We start from the raw sequence: 19,821 nt of genomic DNA on the forward strand, positions 1-19,821 counted from the left end.
TCACGTGTATCGCTGTTAAGCGGATATAAATGCTCAAAGCCCACTCTTCGGAGTGGGCTTTTTTATGTCTGTCATTTGGTTGGAATTAAATGATGAAAATTTGGAATGGGTTACAATCTTGTGTTTCGTTGTTGATTGTTTGCTCACGGTGGTAAGTTGTCGCTACACGAGAATTTAAGGCGTTGGGTATATGGAAATCACTCTAGAAATATTGGCTATCTTGTTTGTTGTTGCAACGGCGGCAGGTTTTATTGATGCAATGGCTGGTGGCGGTGGATTGTTGACTCTACCTGCATTGCTAGCGGCAGGAGTACCACCAACGCAGGCATTGGCAACCAACAAACTTCAAAGTTCTTTTGGTAGCTTCTCCGCCAGTTGGTATTTCGTACGCAACGGTATCGTGAACATAAAAGAGATGCGTCTTGCCATTATCTGTACCTTTATTGGTTCTGCGATTGGCGCTGAGTTAGTGCAGCATATTGACGCGAGCTTGCTGACCAGCATGATCCCATTACTGCTTATTGCCATCTCTCTCTATTTCCTATTAGCACCACAAACCAGAGCGTCTGAGGGAAAACAAAAGATCTCTGAGGCGATGTTTGCTTTGTGTATTGGTGGTGGTGTTGGCTTCTACGACGGCTTTTTTGGACCAGGTACGGGTTCTATTTTTACCGTCTGTTTTGTTGCTATCGGCCATTTCTCTTTAGTGGATGCTACGGCACGTACCAAAGTACTGAACTTCACCTCGAACATCGCTGCACTGATCTTCTTTATTTTGGCTGGCTTGCCAATTTGGGAGTTAGGATTAGTGATGGCGGTTGGTGGCTTTATGGGCGCTCAACTTGGCGCTAAAGTAGTGGTGACAAAAGGGCAGAAGTGGATTCGCCCCCTTGTGATCGTGATGTCGATGTTAATGGCTTCTAAACTGCTTTGGGAACAGCATCAACAATGGATTCTATCAGTGTTTTAACCCGTGGAGACTGATAGCTATTTGGCCTTACACAGATATGAATCGGTCGAATTAACCCCTCTAGCTCCGGAAAACTAAACAGGTATTGAGGCTCAATATTGAGTGTCTTTACGATCGAGAGCGGGATCAAAGCAGGCCCTGTCCCACCCAACGCTAGCTGGGCTGCTGCGGTGTAAGCATCCATCTCCATTAAGGGTTTGATGCCGAACTTTTCAAGCACAGATAACTGATATGAGTTTGCCGGATTAGTCATGTCGTTGGTAATGACTAAAGGAGGAAGCTTAGTCAGTGGCGTTTGGCTGACAATATAGAATGGTTCGTCAAACAGATGAAAGGTCATCAGCCCGTGATGCGGTGGCAGTAAGCCTGCACACAACCCCAATGTAGCCTTGCCCGATTGAACGCGCTCGATAATTCTTGGGGTATGGTTAGTGGTGATGGTGATGTATTTATCTTGCTGGATAAATTGCCCCATCATTTGCCCTAAATAACCTGCGATCAAAGATTTAGAGCTATCTAAGGTAATAAGGGTGGTGTCTTCCAACTCTTGTTGCTCATAGATAAGCCCTCGAAGTTCATTGAATGCAGGGCCTATACTCTCGATGAGCGCGACCGCATCCGGCGTCAGTTTTATCTGTCGGCCACTCGGTTCTATGAGTTTCTTGCCTAACTTCTTTTCTAAATTCGCAATCCGTTTGCTGACGGCTGATTGGCTGATATAAAGCAAACTGCCAGTACGGCTCATGGTCTTTGCTTTGCTCAGTACCAATAGAGTTTCGATTCCTTCGAGTAACATTTAGTGATATTCATGAAAGTTGGGAATGATTGACCCAAGTTACCTTAAACACCATTCATTCTCTAGTCTTGAACTCATAGATATTAAACAAGCTAGGAGTTTTGAAGCTAGTCGCTAGTGAGTACGTTAGCTAGGTTCTCTTAGCTAGGCTCGCGATGCGTTGGCCAAAGTAGAAAGCGGTTTTAAGATCATTGCTGTTAATGTGATTATTGGTGCTATCAGCCGTCTGATCATCACTGGCGACCAAACCAATACTTGAACCTGTGCGATTCAAACCTAAATCATCGATATGCTTTGAGATATCAAGCCCCGCCCAAATCATGCCATGCTGACAAGCCAGAGTGAAAAAGCTTAACAAAGTTTGTTGCTGCTCGCCGTTAAGGCTACCACCAGTAGTGAAACCTGCAGCGAGCTTATTCCGCCATGCTTTCTTACAGTAGGTATCACTGCTCGCATCCATAAAGCTTTTAAACTGCGCGGCTGGTGAGCCCATGTAAGTAGGAGCACCATAGATAATCGCATCACAGCTATCTAATACTTTGAGCTTATCGTCATTGTCATATCTTCCTTCTACTACCTCAGAAGATAGGACTTCAATGAGCAGTGCTGAGTTGGATTGTTGAGTGTTAATACCTTCAGCGATTGTCTCAGCGACTTGCTTCGTCGACCCATTTTTAGAGAAGTAAACAATACCTACTTTACTGATGCTCATCTTGAACTCCCTATTGTCAGTGTTAGTAAATAAAATTATTTATAAAGCAACCTATTTACCAATATAGCCTGCCAACTAGATAAGTAAATAAAAAACATTACTAAACCATGAGCTAATGAACTAACCAGCTATCTAAATTGAGAGTAAGGAAAGAGGGGGATCTTTGAAGGGTGAAATAGAGGGTATAAGTGATTTGAAAGCGAATAAAAAAGGCTCCTATGCGGAGCCCATTTCTATTTTGTAACGCTAGCCTATTTGATTGCGAAGGTAGGCAATGACAAGTGCCAGCGAATAGCGCCAAGCCTAATCAATAGTGTCGTGAACACGCCGGCTAAAAAGGCAGTTTCTGAGTCGTGTCCCATGCTAATTGCCATGGTATGGAAAGCGCCGCCAATGATACAAGCGGTCGCGTAGACTTCACTTCTTAGGATCATCGGGACTTCACGAGCAAGTACGTCACGGATAATACCGCCACCGCAACCTGTGATCACACCCATGATAATAGCAACCAATGCAGAATCTTGATAAATCAGTGCTTTTTCAACACCAATGCCAACAAATACAGCTAAGCCGATCGCATCACATACTGGCAGGATCCACCAAGCCAGACGCTTTGGGCGTCTTACTATAATCATGGTCAGCAAACAGGTGGTGATGATGACCCAAAGGTAGGTGGTATCGGTGATCCAAAACACGGGAGTTGCACCCAATGCCATGTCACGAATAGTACCGCCGCCAATCGCGGTTACACTGCCTAAAACGGCTACACCAAAGGGATCCATCTTAAGACGGCCAGCGACAAATACGCCAGAGACAGCAAAAATGGCAGTGCCAAATAAATCGATAATATAAAGCAGCATGGAGTCCATGATACTGGTGCTCTTATGGTTGAAATTGTAGGGACAGGTCGGTGGCGAATTGTACGAAAAAACGCAGCAAATAGTTAGTGATTTTGCCTCGCTCTATCGAAGAAATCGCATACTTGTTGGATCGCTTTCAAAGTTCTCGTCGTTGGGCGATTTATCCAGTCAGAGTTGAGTGACCAAATCTGATTTTGAGCGACCGCCGGGATCTCATCTTGCCAAGTTTGCCACATGGCTCCATTCTCAATTGCGTGCTGAGAAGTGAAGATCACTTGCGGCTTCCTTAACACAACTTGCTCAATGCCAACTTGTGGGTAAGGAGAGGCGCTGTCTTCAAAAATATTGTGGCCACCACAAAACTCAAACACCTCACTTGGCCAGTGTCCTTGAGCTACGGTGATGATCGGCTTTTCACTGAGCTGATAAAAGTAGTCTACGGGTTCGGCATCTTTATATTTTAGTCTCAACTTGTTGAGCTGCTCTTTGTATTGCTTAGCATTATTCTCTCCAATATTCGGATCACTGGAGTATTGGCTGAGTTGCTCGATATTGGTCGCAATGCTGTCTAGGCTTTTGGTTTTAGAGTAGTAAATGTTAAATCCAAATTGCTCTAGTTTCGCGAGTTCTCTTGGTGGATTCCCAGCTGGCCACGCGAGAATCAGATCAGGTTGCAGGGCGATGATTTTCTCAACCTTGATGCCTTGGTAATTCGCCACTTTCTCCAGCTTGTCAGCTTGTGGTGGATAATCACTTCGCTCACTAACCGCGATAAGATTGTCACCTAAACCTGCGCTGTAGGCGAGCTCAGTCGCGTGAGGAGCAAGGCTGATGACGCGCTCGGCAGTTACTACTTCTGTTGCGAGGGAAGCGGGTGCCCATAAATAAAAACTGAGACTGAACGTGAGAGCGGTACATCGTGTAACGAGTTGAGAGGGTTTCACTTTAAATCCCTTGATGAATAATGAGTAATACTAGGCTTTGTAAGAATATCCAGATAGCGATGCGGCCAAAAACCAGCCTTTGAACCTGAGATAAATGCAGGGCTGATGGAGCGATTCTGCCGCCTAATTTTGCACGAATGGCTTTGGTGTTGTCATAAATAGCAGGACCGCCCAGTGAAAGCTCAAGCTTGTTGCCAACAGCGGTAATTAACCATGCAGGGCCAGGTAGAGGCCAAGAGCGACTCTGAACGAGCATCATCTTAAACGTGTGTGTGGCCTTATCACCACATACGATCATCAAAGCAAATAAGCGCATTGGTATGAATTCTAGGGTCGCGACAATCTTGATAGCGGTTGAGCCGAATGGGGAAAATTGCTTGCGACTTGGTGACCAAGCTCGAGCTAACTCGACTACAAGGCGATACATTAGCGCGGCGATTCCACCACCGATGGCGTACCAGAACAGCACACAAACTACATTACGAGCGTAACCCATGATGATGGTTTCAGCAGCGGCTTTACCAAGCCCAAGTGATGACAGTGATTCAGTTTGACGATTAACAATCGGAGCCAATAACTGGCGAGCCGCGGCTTTATCTTCTCGGCCAAGTGCTTTGATCAGTTGATTCGCTAGCTTTTCATTGTTACGCCAATCAATCGCGAGTAACAACAGCGCTAATTCAAACAGTTGTGATTGCCAAACCAGTGGCTGCAGTGCCAATAGAATAACCAGAGCCGGCAAGACCATTAACCCCCAAGCTAAGGTGCCCGAGATTAAGCTTTGGGAATAGTTTTGGTTGTTATTAACCTTGCTTGCTAAAAGTTCAGCAAACTTATGCCATAAGGTCGTGGGGTGTGCGGCATGAGGGATAGGTAAAATTAAATGAAAAAGCAGTGCTCCCCACATTACAAGGAGCACGCCATTTGCAAATACCTGATCGAACAGTGTTTGCATGTCTAGTCGCTTACTTTAGTAGGGCAACCATCTTGATAACCATTTCAGAAGAGCTTTGCGCTGCTAGTGGCAGGAACTCTTCGAAGCTCATTGGTGATTCTTTGTCTGCAACGTCAGAGATTGCACGAACAACCACGAATGGTACTTGGAATTGGTGACAAGCTTGAGCGATAGCCGATGCTTCCATCTCTACAGCAACCACCGATGGGAAGTGCTTACGGATAAACTCTTGGCGTTCAGCTGTACATACAAATGCGTCGCCAGTACAGATAAGACCGCGAACGGCATGCTTACCTTCCATTTGTGCTAGTGCTTGTTCTGCAACAGCCATCAGCGTGTCATCCGCCTTGAACGCTGCAGGTTGACCTGCCATTTGGCCGATTTCGTAACCGAAAGCAGTAACGTCTGCATCGTGGTGACGAACTTCAGTCGAGATAACCACATCACCAAGGTTTAGCGTTGAATCAAAACCGCCAGCAGAGCCAGTGTTTAATACTACATCTGGTTGGTATTCGCTTAGTAGGATTGAAGTACCAACAGCCGCTGCTACTTTACCAATGCCTGATTGAAGCAAAACAACGTCAACACCATTAAGCTGACCAGAGAAAAAGGTACAACCGCCTTTATTAACTTCAGTAATGTCTGAAATTGCTGCTTTTAGGATCGCAACTTCTTGCTCCATTGCGCCAATGATGCCGATTTTCATGTGTAGTCTCTTAATAAATAATATTTAAACAGTAGAGCGAAATTGTAGCATGGATAAGAAGTGTCGAGCGACTGCCCAGAGGCACTTCTCATCCGAATAGCAGCAATTTGTCTGCGTATTCTTTTATCTATTTGATTAGGCCTTCGCTTTTCAAGCTAACGCGAAGTTGTTCAGCTCGTTTTCGGTTTACACCAAAATCAGAATGACCAGTACGAGATTCAGAGCGAACAATCAGTTTTCCATCGACTGTTTTTAGCTCTAAATCATCGACAAAACGCATGATGCGTGAGGTGCATTCAACACGTAGGTAGTCTTCCGTTTTATTAGCAGTTTTTGCGCCTGGTAAGGTAAGAGCAACTTGTTCAATTTGATCGAGAGTTACAGACTCTGAGAGGTCAAACTCTGCTAGAGCATGTTGTTCACGGTTATCTTGAGTTGAGACACAGTTGGGTTTATCACCACAAGGCGATGAGGTTCTGTCTTTCATGTCCGTGATTCCTTGGCTGCAAGCGGTTAGAGTTAAAAGAGATAGAGAGAGGAGAGCGGCTTTTTTCATCGTGATTCCAATGGTGTTGTTTTCGTTGTTATTATAGTTCTCGATATTGGTTCTTTTGCGATTGTTCTACTTATTTGTCGTTAGGCTTGTGATCAAACGTATCGAATTGAAAAAAGGATCCATGCTTGGATCCTTTTTTTATAGTAACGAACTGAGTAATAAGGGAAACCTTATATTAGGGCGTGTTGACCTTTCGTGGTTAAATTTTGTTCGAGATAAAAGCGTTTTAATCGCGGCGAGGGGGAAGTAGCCTAGTCACTCTAAGCAAATCTCCCTCAACAAAGAGTAAAACGCTTTTTGCGGGGGCGCCCAGCTCGAACCCTTCGGGCAGCGTTTACTGGTCATTTCTACTACGTTATCGGCTTCTCATGTAGGCTAGCTACACATCGACGCCTCTGCCTTGTATAAATACCCAGCAACTCGCTGCAAAAGTCAGCTCGAAAGATCAACACGCCCTAGTCACACTTCTAGGTAGTCCAAGATCCCTTCTGCGGCTTTACGGCCTTCATCGATAGCGGTTACCACTAAGTCAGATCCTCGAACGGCATCACCACCGGCAAATATCTTGCTGTTGGTGGTTTGGTATTGAAACTCTTGTTTGCCGGGAGCTTTGATACGGCCCCATTGGTCGAGTTCAACACCAAATGGTTCTAACCATTCCATAGCGTGGGGCTGAAAACCAAATGCCATGATTACGGCATCAGCCTCAAGAACATGCTCACTGCCTTCAACTGGTTCTGGACGACGACGTCCTGCATCATCAGGTTCACCCAAGGCTGTTTTCACCACTTTGACGCCGGTAACGTGACCTGATGAGTCGGTTTCCAGTGCTAATGGTTGAAGGTTGAACATGAACTTCACGCCTTCTTCTTTCGCATTTTTCACTTCGCGACGAGAGCCTGGCATGTTCGCTTCATCTCGGCGATAAGCACAAACAACATTAGCTGCGTGTTGACGAATCGAAGTTCGGACACAGTCCATCGCGGTATCACCACCACCAAGCACGACCACTTTTTTGCCTTTCATGTCGATGAATGGTGTTGGGTTATCCAGTTCCATGACCTTGTAGGTATTGGAAACAAGGAATGGTAGCGCATCATAAACACCCGGTGCTTCTTCATTGTCTAACCCTGCTCGCATGTTTTTATAGGTACCGACACCTAAGAAAACGGCATCATAGTCATCGACCAGTTGTTGCAGTTGAACGTCTTTACCGACTTCGGTATTCATCTTAAATTCGACACCCATTCCACTAAAGATACGGCGTCGGTTTTCCATGATGCCTTTCTCGAGTTTGAATGATGGGATACCAAACGTCAGAAGGCCACCGATCTCTGGATAGCGGTCAAATACCACGGCCTTTACACCATTTCGAACTAAGATATCAGCAGCTGCAAGACCTGCTGGACCTGCGCCGATGATGGCGACTTTTTTGTCGGTCCATTCAACGTGAGACATGTCTGGCTTCCAGCCCATCTCAAACGCTTTGTCGTTAATGTACTTTTCAATATTGCCTATCGTTACTGCGCCGAAATCTTCATTGAGGGTACAAGACCCTTCACACAAACGGTCTTGAGGACAAACTCGGCCGCAAACCTCAGGCAAGCTGTTGGTTTGGTGGGACAGTTCAGCCGCCTCGATAATGCGCCCTTCATTGGCAAGCTTGAGCCATTGAGGGATGTAGTTATGGACTGGACACTTCCACTCACAGTAAGGGTTACCACAGTCTAAACAGCGGTCAGCTTGCGCCTTGGCTTGTTGTTTAGTAAAAGGTTCGTAGATCTCTACAAACTCAATTTTACGAATCTTGATTGGTTTCTTCGCTGGATCTACGCGATTCACATCAATAAATTGGTATACATTCTGGCTCATTATTGGCTCCTTCCAATTATTGCGCTTGAACACGAAGTTCAGCAGAGCTTCGGCTTTGGTGGCCGAGCAAGGTGTTAAGATCCGCCGTCTTCGGCTTCACTAGGTAGAACTTCGGAATCCATTCATCAAAGTTCGCCAGAATCGCTTCAGCGTGTACTGAGCCTGTCTCTTCTAAGTGCTCTGCAATCAAACCGCGTAGGTGTTCTTGGTGGATAAATAGCTCAGACAGAGAAAGTGCTTCGACCGATTCGTTGTTTACGCGACCTTGGAAGTCTTCATTCTTATCCATGACATAAGCAAAACCACCCGTCATACCGGCACCGAAGTTCACTCCGGTTGCGCCAAGAATAGCCACAATACCGCCTGTCATATACTCACAAGCGTTATCACCCGCGCCTTCAATCACTGCGACGGTTCCTGAGTTACGCACGCCAAATCGTTCACCTGCGGTGCCTGCTGCAAATAATTTGCCTCCGGTAGCGCCATACAAGCAGGTATTGCCGATGATGGTCGCTTCGTTACAAACAAATGCAGTGCCTTGGTGAGGTTTGATTACTACTTTGCCGCCCGCCATGCCTTTGCCGACATAGTCATTGGCATCGCCAGTCAGATACAGCTCGACGCCACCGGCGTTCCAAACCGCAAATGATTGGCCTGCCGTACCATCGAGGTGCAACTTAATTGGTGAGCCCGCCATGCCTTGGTTACCGTAGCGTTTGGCAATTTCGCCAGAGATACGAGCGCCAATTGAGCGATCGGTGTTGATTACGTTGTAGTAGAGGTTGGTGGATTGACGTTTCTCAATCGCATCGAGTGCGTCATCAAGGATTTGTTGGTTGAGCTGAGCCTTATCAAATGGTGCGTTTGGCTCGGTCCAAAACAGCGGGTGACCTTCTGGAGACACAGGAGCTTCGAGTATTGAAGATAGATCGAGTTTACTCTGTTTCGCAGTAAGGCCTTGAACTGCTTCAAGTAGATCTGTACGACCAATCAGGTCTGTAAGTTTTTCTACGCCAAGTTCTGCAAGGTACTGGCGAACTTCATCGGCTAGGCCAGTAAAGTAGTTCACTACCATGTCTGGGAGGCCTTTGAAGTATTCACGACGTAGCGTTTCATCTTGAGTCGCAACCCCCGTTGCACAGTTGTTTAGGTGGCAAATTCGTAAGAACTTACAACCCATTGCGACCATTGGTGCAGTACCAAAACCAAAGCTTTCAGCGCCTAGAATCGCGCCTTTAATCACGTCGAGGCCGGTTTTTAAACCACCATCGACCTGTAGGCGGATCTTATGACGAAGCCCGTTGGCGACTAATGCTTGTTGAGTTTCAGCTAAGCCAAGTTCCCAAGGACAGCCTGCGTATTTCACCGAGGTCAGTGGGCTTGCCGCGGTACCACCGTCGTAACCAGAAATAGTAATCAAGTCGGCATAGGCTTTTGCTACACCTGTGGCAATGGTTCCTACACCAGGTTCAGATACTAACTTCACTGAAACCAAGGCTTTAGGGTTTACTTGTTTAAGGTCGAAAATCAGCTGTGCCAGATCCTCGATAGAGTAGATATCGTGATGTGGAGGAGGGGAGATCAGTGTTACGCCTTGAACTGAGTATCTCAGCTTAGCGATTTCTGCTGTGACTTTATGACCTGGCAGTTGACCACCTTCGCCGGGTTTCGCCCCTTGTGCAACTTTGATTTGTAGAACATCCGCATTGGTTAAGTAATGTGGCGTTACACCAAAACGGCCTGACGCAATCTGTTTGATGCGTGAGTTACGGTCGGTACCAAAACGTCGTGGATCTTCACCGCCTTCACCAGAGTTAGAATAGCCACCTAAGCGGTTCATCGCCATGGCCAGCGCTTCATGAGCTTCTGGACTTAGAGCACCAATCGACATCGCTGCCGAGTCGAATCGCTTAAAGAGATCGCTATTTGGCTCTACTTGTTCTAATGGCAGAGGTTGTTCGGCTTTTTTGAGGCTCATTAAGTCGCGCAGCATAGCTGCAGGACGAGCATTAACTTGCTTGGCAAAAGATTGGTAGTCGGATGTTTCGCCTGTTTTTACGGCTGTTTGTAAGGTACTGACCACGTCTGGGTTGTAGGCGTGGTATTCGCCGCCATGTACGTATTTGAGTAAGCCACCATGTTCCAGTGGTTTACGTTTAGTCCATGCCTTACGCGATAAGTTATAGATATCTTGCTGGAAATCGCTAAAACTAGCGCCTTGGATGCGAGTAGTTACGCCACGGAAGCACAAATCAACAACATCGGTATGTAAACCTACCGCTTCAAATAATTGCGAGCAACGATAAGAAGCAATCGTCGAGATACCCATCTTCGACATGATCTTATAAAGACCTTTGTTGATGCCGTTTTGGTAATTTTGTAATGCAGTGCGATAGTCTTTATCTAATGAACCATCGTCCAACATTTTGCCCAGAGCTTCATAAGCGAGATACGGGTAAACCGCGGTAGCACCGAAGCCAAGCAGTACTGCAAATTGGTGTGGGTCACGTGCGGTTGCTGTTTCAACTACTATGTTGGCATCACAACGTAGGTTGGTGTCTGCAAGTCGAGTTTGCACCGCACCGACCGCCATGGCTGCTGGTACTGGGATCTTACCTTTCTCTAAACCTTTGTCTGAAAGCACAACTAAAACGGCGCCGTCACGTACTTCTTGAACTGCACGATCACACAAGTCGTTGATGGCTTGTTCGAGATCTTTTTCTGCTGGGTCATAGTGCATGCTAAGAATCGCATGGCCATAATGCTTTTGATTTAATTGCAGAAGTTGCTGCATATCAGAATAAAGCAGAACGGGTGAATCAAAAGTCACACGGTAAGCATGCCCATCGGTTTCACAGAACACATTCATCTCTTGGCCGATACTGGTTGCCAGAGACATAACGTGTTTTTCACGCAAAGGGTCAATCGGTGGATTGGTTACTTGAGCAAACTTCTGACGGAAATAGTCGGTAATGAGGCGCTCTTTCGAAGACAGTACAGCCATAGGCGTATCGTCGCCCATAGAACCGACGGCTTCTTGTCCCATGTCACCGAGTACACGCAGTACTTGGTCTGACTCTTCGTTGCTCATCGCAAACTGTTTTTGATAGGTCTTTAGGGTGTCGTCATCAAAATTACGCTTACCTACTTGGTCATCTGCTAGTGCGGAAAACGGTGTTAATTTGTGAACGTTCTTATCCATCCACTGTTTATATGGGTGACGGCTTTTAAGATCATTGTCGATCTCGTTTGATTGCCATAGCTTACCGCGACGAGTATCAATAACAAGCAATTCACCAGGGCCGACGCGTCCTTTCTCTGCCACTTCGTCTGGCGCATAGTTCCAGATACCAACTTCGGATGCCAAGGTGATCAAGTTATCTTTAGTGATCACATAACGAGCAGGGCGTAAGCCGTTTCTGTCTAGGTTACACGCAGCATAACGACCATCTGAAAGTACGATACCCGCAGGGCCATCCCATGGTTCCATATGTTTGGAGTTGAAATCGTAAAAGGCACGAAGATCAGGATCCATGTCTGGGTGGTTTTGCCAAGCGGGCGGTACAAGCATACGCATCGCTCGGAACACATCCATACCACCGGCAAGGAATAGGTCGAGCATGTTGTCTAAGCTTGAGGAGTCAGATCCTGTCTCATTCACAAAAGGTGCGGCTGTTTGTAAGTCTGGCAGCAACGGTGAAGAGAATTTATAGGCACGAGCCTTGGCCCACTGACGGTTGCCTTCAATGGTATTGATCTCACCATTGTGCGCCAAGTAGCGAAATGGTTGAGCTAGTGGCCAGCGAGGTTGCGTGTTGGTTGAAAAGCGCTGGTGGAACAGACATATGGCTGATTCCATACGTAAGTCAGCAAGATCGAGGTAAAATCGCGGAAGATCGGCGGGCATACACAAGCCTTTGTAGACCATTACTTGAGTTGACAGGCTACAAATATAAAAATCTTTGTCTTCGGTGATCTGCTTTTCAATTCTACGACGAGCGATATAAAGGCGTCGTTCAATATCACGTTCACGCCAACCTGCGGGAGCCGAGATAAACACTTGTTGAATATTGGGAACAGAATCTTTGGCGATTGGGCCTAAAACATCGGTGTTGGTTGGCACGACACGCCAGCCAGCTATGGTTAAAGTCTCTTGAGCGAGCTCTTTATTGACGATGTCTTGCGCTGATTGCGCTTTGATTGGATCTTGGCTGAAGAAAATCATGCCGACAGCATATTGCTTGCCGAGCTTGAAGTTATTCTCTTCAGCAATAATTCTGAGATAAGAGTCGGGCTTCTGTAGCAATAAGCCACAGCCATCTCCTGTTTTACCATCCGCGGCGATACCACCACGGTGTGTCATGCGATCGAGGGCTGAAATAGCAGTTCGTACCAACTTATGACTAGGTTGGCCTTCCATTTGCGCTATTAAACCAAATCCACAGTTGTCTTTTTCAAGACTAGGATCATATAGAGCCATTGCAATTCTCCCTTTTGCTTCGCTGTCATCCAGACAGTAAATGACTAACTATTCATGTACTTGTTATTTTTTTTGAACTTATAGTTTGTTTTTAGCTAGCTAAAACGTTATTGGTTGTGTTAACAAAACCGATTGGTTTTATTTTCATCAGCTTTACAACGTATAGCTAATTGTGTTTAAGGTCAAGTTCATGGTTAATTATCATGTGTAAACGCGATTAGCCACGTAATAATCTAAAATAGTCGATGAAGATCAATGAGATATAAAAGCTAGATGTTAACGGGATTTAACATATATAGCAGGGGTGATTGAGAAAGAGTTAAAGGCCAGATAGAAAAAAGGCTAGCATCGAGTGCTAGCCAAATATAAAAGTTAGGAAGGGTGTTGCTTTTTCCCTAGGCCAACGTCAACGACGTTAGCCCGAGAAATATTATGCGGAAAGCATGAGTGAATCAGCTTTCGCTTCTAAGTTTGAGTTACCCATTAAGAAGTCATCAATGGCAATTGCACATTCACGACCTTCATTGATACAACGTACAACTAGAGACTGGCCAGTACGCATGTCACCAGCAGCGAAAACGCCTTTCTGGTTCGTCGCATAACCTTCAGAGGCCACGTTGCCGCGCTCATCAAGTTTAATGTCTAGCTGAGCCAGTACACCTGTTGGTTCAGGGTGTAAGAAGCCCATTGCTAAGAATGCCATGTCACAAGGGATAACACGTTCAGAGTTTGCTACTTCATCAAAACCTGGACGTTCACCTGGTTTCGCATCTTGCCAAACGATGTCAGCAATGCGAAGTCCGGTTACATTACCGCTATCGTCAGAGATGAACTCTTTAGTCAGGATGTTCCAATGACGTTCACAACCTTCTTCGTGAGAAGTGGTGGTCTTCATGATCATTGGGTATTGAGGCCAAGGCATATTGGCAGGGCGCTTCTCTGGTGGGATCGGCATGATCTCAACCTGAGTAATGCTTGCTGCTTTATGACGGTTTGATGTGCCCACACAGTCAGAACCTGTATCACCACCACCGATAACCACAATGTGCTTATCTTTAGCGTGAAGCTCTTCTGTTTTAAGGTCTAAGTCGTTGGCACGGCGGTTGTTTTGACCAAGGAATTCCATGGCAAAGTGAACGCCTTTCAGCTCACGACCTGGGATTGGTAAATCGCGTGGAACCGTAGAACCACCCGTTAGCAATACCACATCAAATTCTTGGCGTAGCTGTTGAGCATTAACATCAACACCGATGTGTTGGTTCACTTTAAACTCAACGCCAGCTTCAGCCATTAGGTTGATCTTACGATCAATCACGTCCATACCAAGTTTGAAATCTGGGATACCGAAACGCAGTAGGCCACCCACTTTCTCGTCACGTTCAAATACCGTCACAGAGTGACCTGCACTGTTTAGTTGCTCAGCAGCGGCTAGACCTGCAGGGCCTGAACCGATCACGGCTACTGTTTTTCCTGTACGAGAGCGAGGTACTTTAGGCTTTGCGTACCCTTCACGGTACGCAGTTTCTACAATTGTTTTCTCGATATTACAGATAGTGATTGGGTCTTGGTTGATACCAAGAACACAAGCGCTTTCACAAGGAGCAGGACACACACGACCTGTAAATTCAGGGAAGTTGTTGGTAGAGCTTAGAATGTTCCAAGCTTCTTCCCAGCTGTCACGGTAAACCGCATCATTGAATTCTGGGATGATGTTACCAATCGGACAACCGCTGTGACAGAAAGGTACGCCACAGTCCATACAACGAGAGGCTTGAGTATTGATCTTTTCACCAAACTCTTCGTTAAGTATGAACTCTTTATTGTCTTCAATTCGAACTGACGGGTCGAGCTTCTTTGGAAGCTCACGACCGTGTTCTAAAAATCCAGTAGGCTTACCCATTATACTGCCTCCACTTCTTCCGTTTGTGCCTGTTGTGCTTCAGCTTTACGCTTTTTAAGAACCGCTTTGTAGTCACGTGGCATGACTTTAATCAGTGATGCAACACTTGCTTCAAAGTTGTCTAGGAAAGACTGAGCAACTTCACTTCCTGTGAATTCAACATGCTTAGTTAGCATATCTAGTAGAAGATCTTTATCTTCTTGTTCAATTGGATCTAGGTCGACAAGTTCTGCGTTGAGCTTGGTTTCGAAGTCGCCTGCTTTATCCCAAACATAAGCGACACCGCCACTCATACCTGCAGCAAAGTTACGGCCTGTTGAACCAAGGATAATTGCCGCGCCACCTGTCATGTATTCACAACCGTGGTCACCAACACCTTCAACAACAACCTTTGCACCAGAGTTACGAACACAGAAACGTTCGCCAGCCATACCGCGAATGAAAGATTCACCTGAGGTTGCACCGTAGAAACATACGTTACCAACCACGATGTTATCTTCCGCAACGATAGTAGATTTCGCATCTGGGTACAGTACCAAAGTACCGCCAGACAGACCTTTACCCCAGTAATCGTTCGCGTCACCTTCTACTTCGAACTTCACGCCTTTAGCAAGGAATGCACCGAACGATTGACCTGCACTACCGTGGAACTTAACGTTCATTGGCTGTGGTAAACCTTGGTCTTTGTAAACCTTCGAGATTTCGTTCGACAGCATCGTGCCTGCTGAACGGTCCGTGTTGATAATAGGGAACTGAGCGGTAACCGCTTCGCCTTTCTCAAGCGCTGGGATTGCAGCCTGAATCAATTTACGGTCTAGAACGTCTTCAAGATTATGATTTTGTTTTGTCTGGTTGTAGATACCATCTTCAGCACGAGCCTGCTCAATGTGCAGTACCGGTGTTAGATCTAGGTTCTTGTATTTCCAGTGACCGATGTCATCACGAACTTTAAGTTTGTGTGATTGACCAACCATTTCGTCGATAGAACGGAAGCCAAGTTCAGCCATTACTTCACGTAAGCCTTCAGCCATGTATTGGAAGAACGTTACTACGTCTTCTACACGGCCGTCGAAACGCTCACGAAGAGTTTTGTTCTGTGTTGCGATACCAACAGGACATGTATTCTTGTGACACTTACGCATCATGATACAGCCTTCAACAACTAGAGCGGCGGTTGCTACGCCCCATTCTTCAGCGCCAAGTAGCGTTGCGACTGCAAGGTCACGTGGTGTTTTCATCTGACCATCAGACTGAACAACGATACGGTTACGTAGGCCGTTTTTCAGTAGTGTTTGGTGAGTTTCTGCTAGACCCAGTTCCCAAGGCAGACCTGTGTGACGGATAGAAGACATCGGAGATGCACCCGTACCACCATCAAAACCTGCGATAAGTACTACGTCAGCTTTCGCTTTCGCTACACCTGATGCAATCGTACCTACGCCAGCTTCCGATACTAGTTTCACGTTGACACGGCCATTACGGTTCGCGTTTTTCAGATCGTAGATCAGCTGAGCCAAATCTTCGATTGAGTAGATATCATGGTGTGGTGGTGGAGAGATAAGACCTACGCCCGGAGTCGAGTGACGTGTTGCACCGATCCAATCATCAACCTTATCACCTGGTAGCTGACCACCTTCGCCAGGTTTCGCACCTTGAGCCATTTTGATTTGCAGCTCATCAGCGTTAGATAGGTAGTAAGACGTTACACCAAAGCGACCGGAAGCCACCTGTTTGATTGCTGAACGCTCCCAGTCACCGTTTTCTTTACGCTCGAAACGTGCTGGATCTTCACCACCTTCACCTGAGTTTGATTTTGCGCCAATGCGGTTCATTGCAACAGCCAGTGTTGAGTGAGCCTCATGTGAGATTGAACCAAAACTCATAGCACCCGTTGCGAAACGCTTAAGGATTTTCTCGATAGGTTCTACTTCCGCTAGAGGAATAGAGCCTGCTGGGTTCTTAATGAAATCAAGTTGGCTACGTAGTGTCGCTGCGTTGTCGCCTTGAGCATCAACGGCGTTCGCGTACTTTTTGAATTGACCGTAATCTTTGTTACGCGTCGATTCTTGAAGTAGAGAAATCGTTTCTGGGTTGAATAAGTGCTTCTCACCACGTTGTTTCCACTGGTAAACACCACCAACATCAAGAATCTGTGCTGGGATTTCACGAGCAGGATAACCAACACGGTGACGTACTAGGACTTCGCGTGCGATATCATCGATCGTTAGACCTTGGATACGAGAAACCGTCCCTGTGAAGTATTTTTCAACCACTGATTTGCTGATACCAAGAGCTTCAAAGATTTGAGCGCCGTGGTAAGACTGCAGCGTAGAGATACCCATCTTCGAGAAGATCTTCAGTAGACCGCCGTTAACACCTTTACGGTAGTTATCGAATAACTCACGTGGGTGAACGTTTGGATCTAGCTTCTTAGTACGTTGCAGTTCAACAATCGTTTCGATAACTAGGTATGGGTTAACTGCGTTTGCACCGTAACCGATTAAGGTTGCGAAGTGGTGCGTTTCGCGCGCGTCACCCGTTTCAACCACGATGTCACACTTAGCACGTAAACCTTTACGGATTAGGTGGTGGTGAACAGCGCCAACCGCCAGCATTGCTGGGATAGCTGCGTGGTTTGAGTTAACCGCACGGTCAGTCAGTAGAATGATAGAGTAACCATCAATAACCGCATCTTCCGCATATTGGCAGATCCGCTTAAGTGCGCGCTCTAACTTTCCTTGGTCTCCGTTCGCTTGGAATACGATATCCAGCGTCTTCGATTGAAGGTGCTCATTATCGATAGCACGAAGTTTTTCTAACTCAGAGTTAGACAGAACTGGAGACTCAAGTTCTACTTTTTGACAGTGTTCAGGTGTTTCAGCAAGTAAGTTCTGATCTTTACCTAGGTAAGTGTTCAGAGACATAACCATACGCTCACGAATCGGATCGATTGGCGGGTTAGTTACTTGAGCAAACAGCTGCTTGAAGTAGTTTGAAAGGTGCTGCGATTGGTGAGAAAGAATCGCTAGCGGCCAGTCAGCACCCATTGCAGAAAGTGGCTCGTAGCCTGTTTTTGCAAGAGGGAGAATGATTTCGTTTACTTCTTCAGAGCTCACACCAAACGATTGTTGTTTGTGTAGAAGCTTCTCTGGAGAAGGTTGGTTAAATTCGTTGCTCGCATCGGGTAGCTTTTTCAAGCTCAGAAGGTTCTCTTCAACCCATTTCTCGTAAGGTTGCGATTTAGCGATGCCGTCTTTCACTTCTTCATCAGAAATGATGCGGCCTTGCTCAAGGTCAGCAACGAAGATACGACCAGGCTGTAGACGACCACGGTATTCAACGTTCTCTGGTGCGATTTCAACTACGCCAGATTCAGACGCCATCACTAGGAAGTCGTCTTTGGTCACTGTATAGCGAGAAGGGCGCAGACCATTACGGTCAAGTGTTGCACCTACTTGAACACCATCAGTGAAGCAGACAGAAGCTGGGCCATCCCATGGTTCCATTACGTTCGCGTGGTACTGGTAGAACGCGCGACGAGTTGGATCCATGTTTTTGTTTTCTTGCCATGCTTCCGGGATCATCATCATCAATGCGTGTGGCAGAGTACGACCAGACAGAACTAGAAGCTCAAGTGCCATATCGAAGTTTGATGAATCCGAGCTACCTTCCTGACAGATAGGCAGTAGCATGTCGATTTCAGCTTGTGTGAACAGATCCGATTCAAGGATTGCTTCACGTGCTTTCATCCAGTTTAGGTTGCCGCGAACCGTATTGATTTCGCCATTATGCGCAATGTAACGGAAAGGCTGAGCTAGACGCCAACGTGGGAATGTATTGGTAGAAAAACGAGAGTGTACAAGTGCTAGAGCTGTCACCATGGTTGGGTTTTGCAGATCTAGGAAGTACTGAGGAACTTGTTCTGTTGTTAGCTGACCTTTGTACACCAATGTCTTGTAAGACATAGAGTTGATGTAGAAGTCATCACCAATGTTTGACACGCTTTCTAGGCATACACGAACAGTGTAGTTACGTAGAACATACAGTTTGCGTTCAAGCTCTTCTGGTGTAGTACCAGGGCCGCCAGAGATAAATACGTGTTCAAATTGAGGTTCAGTGCTTAGTGGGTCAGCACCAATCATTGAATTGTCCGTTGGAAGTTCACGGTAGCCGATAACTTCTAACTCAAGGCGTTGTGCATTGCGCTCTAAAATGTCGCGACACTGAGCACGTTTGTATTCATCTTTAGGGAAAAGTACAACACCAACACCATATTTTTCAAAAGATGGCAGTTTAATTCCAAGCTTAACGGCTTCTTCTAGTAAGAATTCGTGCGGCTTCTGTAGCAGGATACCTGCACCATCACCAGAACACGGGTCGCAGCCTTGGCCGCCACGGTGTTCCATACGTGCAAGCATATCGAGTGCTTGAGTTACTACATCATGAGATTTGCGATTCTTTAGATGCGCAACAAAACCGATACCACAAGCGTCATGCTCCAGTTCAGGAGTATACAGACCCTGTGAGTTCTGCTCTTGATCTACCATAGATACATCCTTCCAGTTAAATCTAGGCGCAACTTATTTGTATAAAGTTAGCCTTGTCCTTTTATATTTATGGGTCTAAACCTGCCTATGCTGGCGGTTTGAATCCTTTCCGTATCTCGCAGGAAAAGTATTGCGAGAAAAACAATCCTTAGTGATATCCGTTTATTTTTAGCCACAAACTAGTGGTTTATATAGGTGGGATATGGATATCACCGACTTATTAACAAGTTTTCGTTGTAAGTAAATACACAAAAATAGCCAATATGTGTAAGTATCCTACAATTTTGTCTAGGCGAATTGCAATGAAAGTTGACCCATGTAGACCATTTTTTTCGTTTTATTTTGAATTTAATGTCTAACAAATGTGCAACATTAGGCAAATAGAGCCGATTTTTTGCATGTTTATTGATATTTGATAGGTTGCTCGCAAAAGGCCTTGAGTAAACTAATTGGTTGAATTTTGCAGGGATGTAATTTTTTTTCAGAAATAGACTGATATTCATTCTTATTTACTTGAGCACTT

Annotated in this window: 12 protein-coding genes; 1 reads left to right on the forward strand and 11 read right to left on the reverse strand. The window is 45.9% G+C overall.

Translation table 11 applies throughout. The features are described 5' to 3' along the window. Nucleotides 1–190 precede the first annotated feature (190 nt). Nucleotides 191–970, forward strand: coding sequence for a TSUP family transporter (locus IHV80_RS02450; RefSeq protein ID WP_192889956.1), 780 nt, complete (start codon nt 191–193; stop codon nt 968–970). Here the strand turns inward: IHV80_RS02450 and IHV80_RS02455 are convergent. The 11 genes from IHV80_RS02455 to gltB (IHV80_RS02505) form a co-directional block, all read right to left on the reverse strand. After that, nucleotides 921–1,766, reverse strand: coding sequence for a LysR family transcriptional regulator (locus IHV80_RS02455; protein ID WP_192889957.1), 846 nt, complete (start codon nt 1,764–1,766; stop codon nt 921–923). The two genes, IHV80_RS02450 and IHV80_RS02455, sit on opposite strands and share 50 nt — an antisense overlap. Nucleotides 1,767–1,896: 130 nt before the next feature. Further along, nucleotides 1,897–2,478: a flavodoxin family protein gene (locus IHV80_RS02460; RefSeq protein ID WP_192889958.1), complete on the reverse strand. Its 582-nt coding sequence runs from the start codon at nt 2,476–2,478 to the stop codon at nt 1,897–1,899. A gap of 251 nt (nt 2,479–2,729) precedes the next feature. After that, on the reverse strand, nt 2,730–3,347 hold the full coding sequence (locus tag IHV80_RS02465; RefSeq protein WP_017106808.1) for a TRIC cation channel family protein: 618 nt from the start codon (nt 3,345–3,347) through the stop codon (nt 2,730–2,732). A gap of 74 nt (nt 3,348–3,421) precedes the next feature. Further along, the gene (gene btuF / locus IHV80_RS02470; protein WP_192889959.1) at nt 3,422–4,282 is read right to left on the reverse strand and encodes a vitamin B12 ABC transporter substrate-binding protein BtuF; all 861 of its coding nucleotides are present in this window, start codon (nt 4,280–4,282) and stop codon (nt 3,422–3,424) included. A 1-nt stretch (nt 4,283) separates the two neighbouring features. Beyond that, a complete protein-coding gene (locus IHV80_RS02475; RefSeq protein WP_192889960.1) occupies nt 4,284–5,237 on the reverse strand; it encodes a cobalamin biosynthesis family protein in 954 nt (317 codons plus the stop codon). Nucleotides 5,238–5,247: 10 nt separating this feature from the next. After that, nucleotides 5,248–5,943 (reverse strand): 5'-methylthioadenosine/S-adenosylhomocysteine nucleosidase, encoded by a 696-nt coding sequence (mtnN, locus tag IHV80_RS02480; RefSeq protein WP_192889961.1) that lies wholly within the window; start codon nt 5,941–5,943, stop codon nt 5,248–5,250. 127 nt (nt 5,944–6,070) lie between these two features. After that, a complete protein-coding gene (locus IHV80_RS02485; protein WP_192889962.1) occupies nt 6,071–6,499 on the reverse strand; it encodes a DUF1499 domain-containing protein in 429 nt (142 codons plus the stop codon). A gap of 459 nt (nt 6,500–6,958) precedes the next feature. Continuing rightward, nucleotides 6,959–8,371, reverse strand: a complete 1,413-nt coding sequence (locus IHV80_RS02490) for an FAD-dependent oxidoreductase (protein WP_192889963.1) — start codon at nt 8,369–8,371, stop codon at nt 6,959–6,961. Between the two features lie 16 nt (nt 8,372–8,387). After that, entirely contained in the window at nt 8,388–12,851 is a 4,464-nt protein-coding gene (gltB, locus tag IHV80_RS02495; protein ID WP_192889964.1) for a glutamate synthase large subunit, read from the reverse strand. 430 nt (nt 12,852–13,281) lie between these two features. Beyond that, nucleotides 13,282–14,751: a glutamate synthase subunit beta gene (locus tag IHV80_RS02500; RefSeq protein WP_192889965.1), complete on the reverse strand. Its 1,470-nt coding sequence runs from the start codon at nt 14,749–14,751 to the stop codon at nt 13,282–13,284. Further along, entirely contained in the window at nt 14,751–19,298 is a 4,548-nt protein-coding gene (gltB, locus tag IHV80_RS02505; protein ID WP_192889966.1) for a glutamate synthase large subunit, read from the reverse strand. Before gltB (IHV80_RS02505) ends, IHV80_RS02500 begins: the two co-directional genes overlap by 1 nt. Nucleotides 19,299–19,821: the final 523 nt, after the last annotated feature.

This window comes from Vibrio bathopelagicus, assembly GCF_014879975.1.
Classification (GTDB): domain Bacteria; phylum Pseudomonadota; class Gammaproteobacteria; order Enterobacterales; family Vibrionaceae; genus Vibrio; species Vibrio bathopelagicus.

Excerpts from the sequence above, each read along its gene's own strand:
- IHV80_RS02450 (WP_192889956.1), top strand. The coding sequence starts at position 191 with ATGGAAATCACTCTAGAAATATTGGCTATCTTGTTTGTTGTTGCAACG.
- IHV80_RS02455 (WP_192889957.1), bottom strand. The coding sequence starts at position 1,766 with ATGTTACTCGAAGGAATCGAAACTCTATTGGTACTGAGCAAAGCAAAG.
- IHV80_RS02460 (WP_192889958.1), bottom strand. The coding sequence starts at position 2,478 with ATGAGCATCAGTAAAGTAGGTATTGTTTACTTCTCTAAAAATGGGTCG.
- IHV80_RS02465 (WP_017106808.1), bottom strand. The coding sequence starts at position 3,347 with ATGGACTCCATGCTGCTTTATATTATCGATTTATTTGGCACTGCCATT.
- IHV80_RS02475 (WP_192889960.1), bottom strand. The coding sequence starts at position 5,237 with ATGCAAACACTGTTCGATCAGGTATTTGCAAATGGCGTGCTCCTTGTA.
- mtnN (WP_192889961.1), bottom strand. The coding sequence starts at position 5,943 with ATGAAAATCGGCATCATTGGCGCAATGGAGCAAGAAGTTGCGATCCTA.
- IHV80_RS02485 (WP_192889962.1), bottom strand. The coding sequence starts at position 6,499 with ATGAAAAAAGCCGCTCTCCTCTCTCTATCTCTTTTAACTCTAACCGCT.
- IHV80_RS02490 (WP_192889963.1), bottom strand. The coding sequence starts at position 8,371 with ATGAGCCAGAATGTATACCAATTTATTGATGTGAATCGCGTAGATCCA.
- gltB (WP_192889964.1), bottom strand. The coding sequence starts at position 12,851 with ATGGCTCTATATGATCCTAGTCTTGAAAAAGACAACTGTGGATTTGGT.
- IHV80_RS02500 (WP_192889965.1), bottom strand. The coding sequence starts at position 14,751 with ATGGGTAAGCCTACTGGATTTTTAGAACACGGTCGTGAGCTTCCAAAG.
- gltB (WP_192889966.1), bottom strand. The coding sequence starts at position 19,298 with ATGGTAGATCAAGAGCAGAACTCACAGGGTCTGTATACTCCTGAACTG.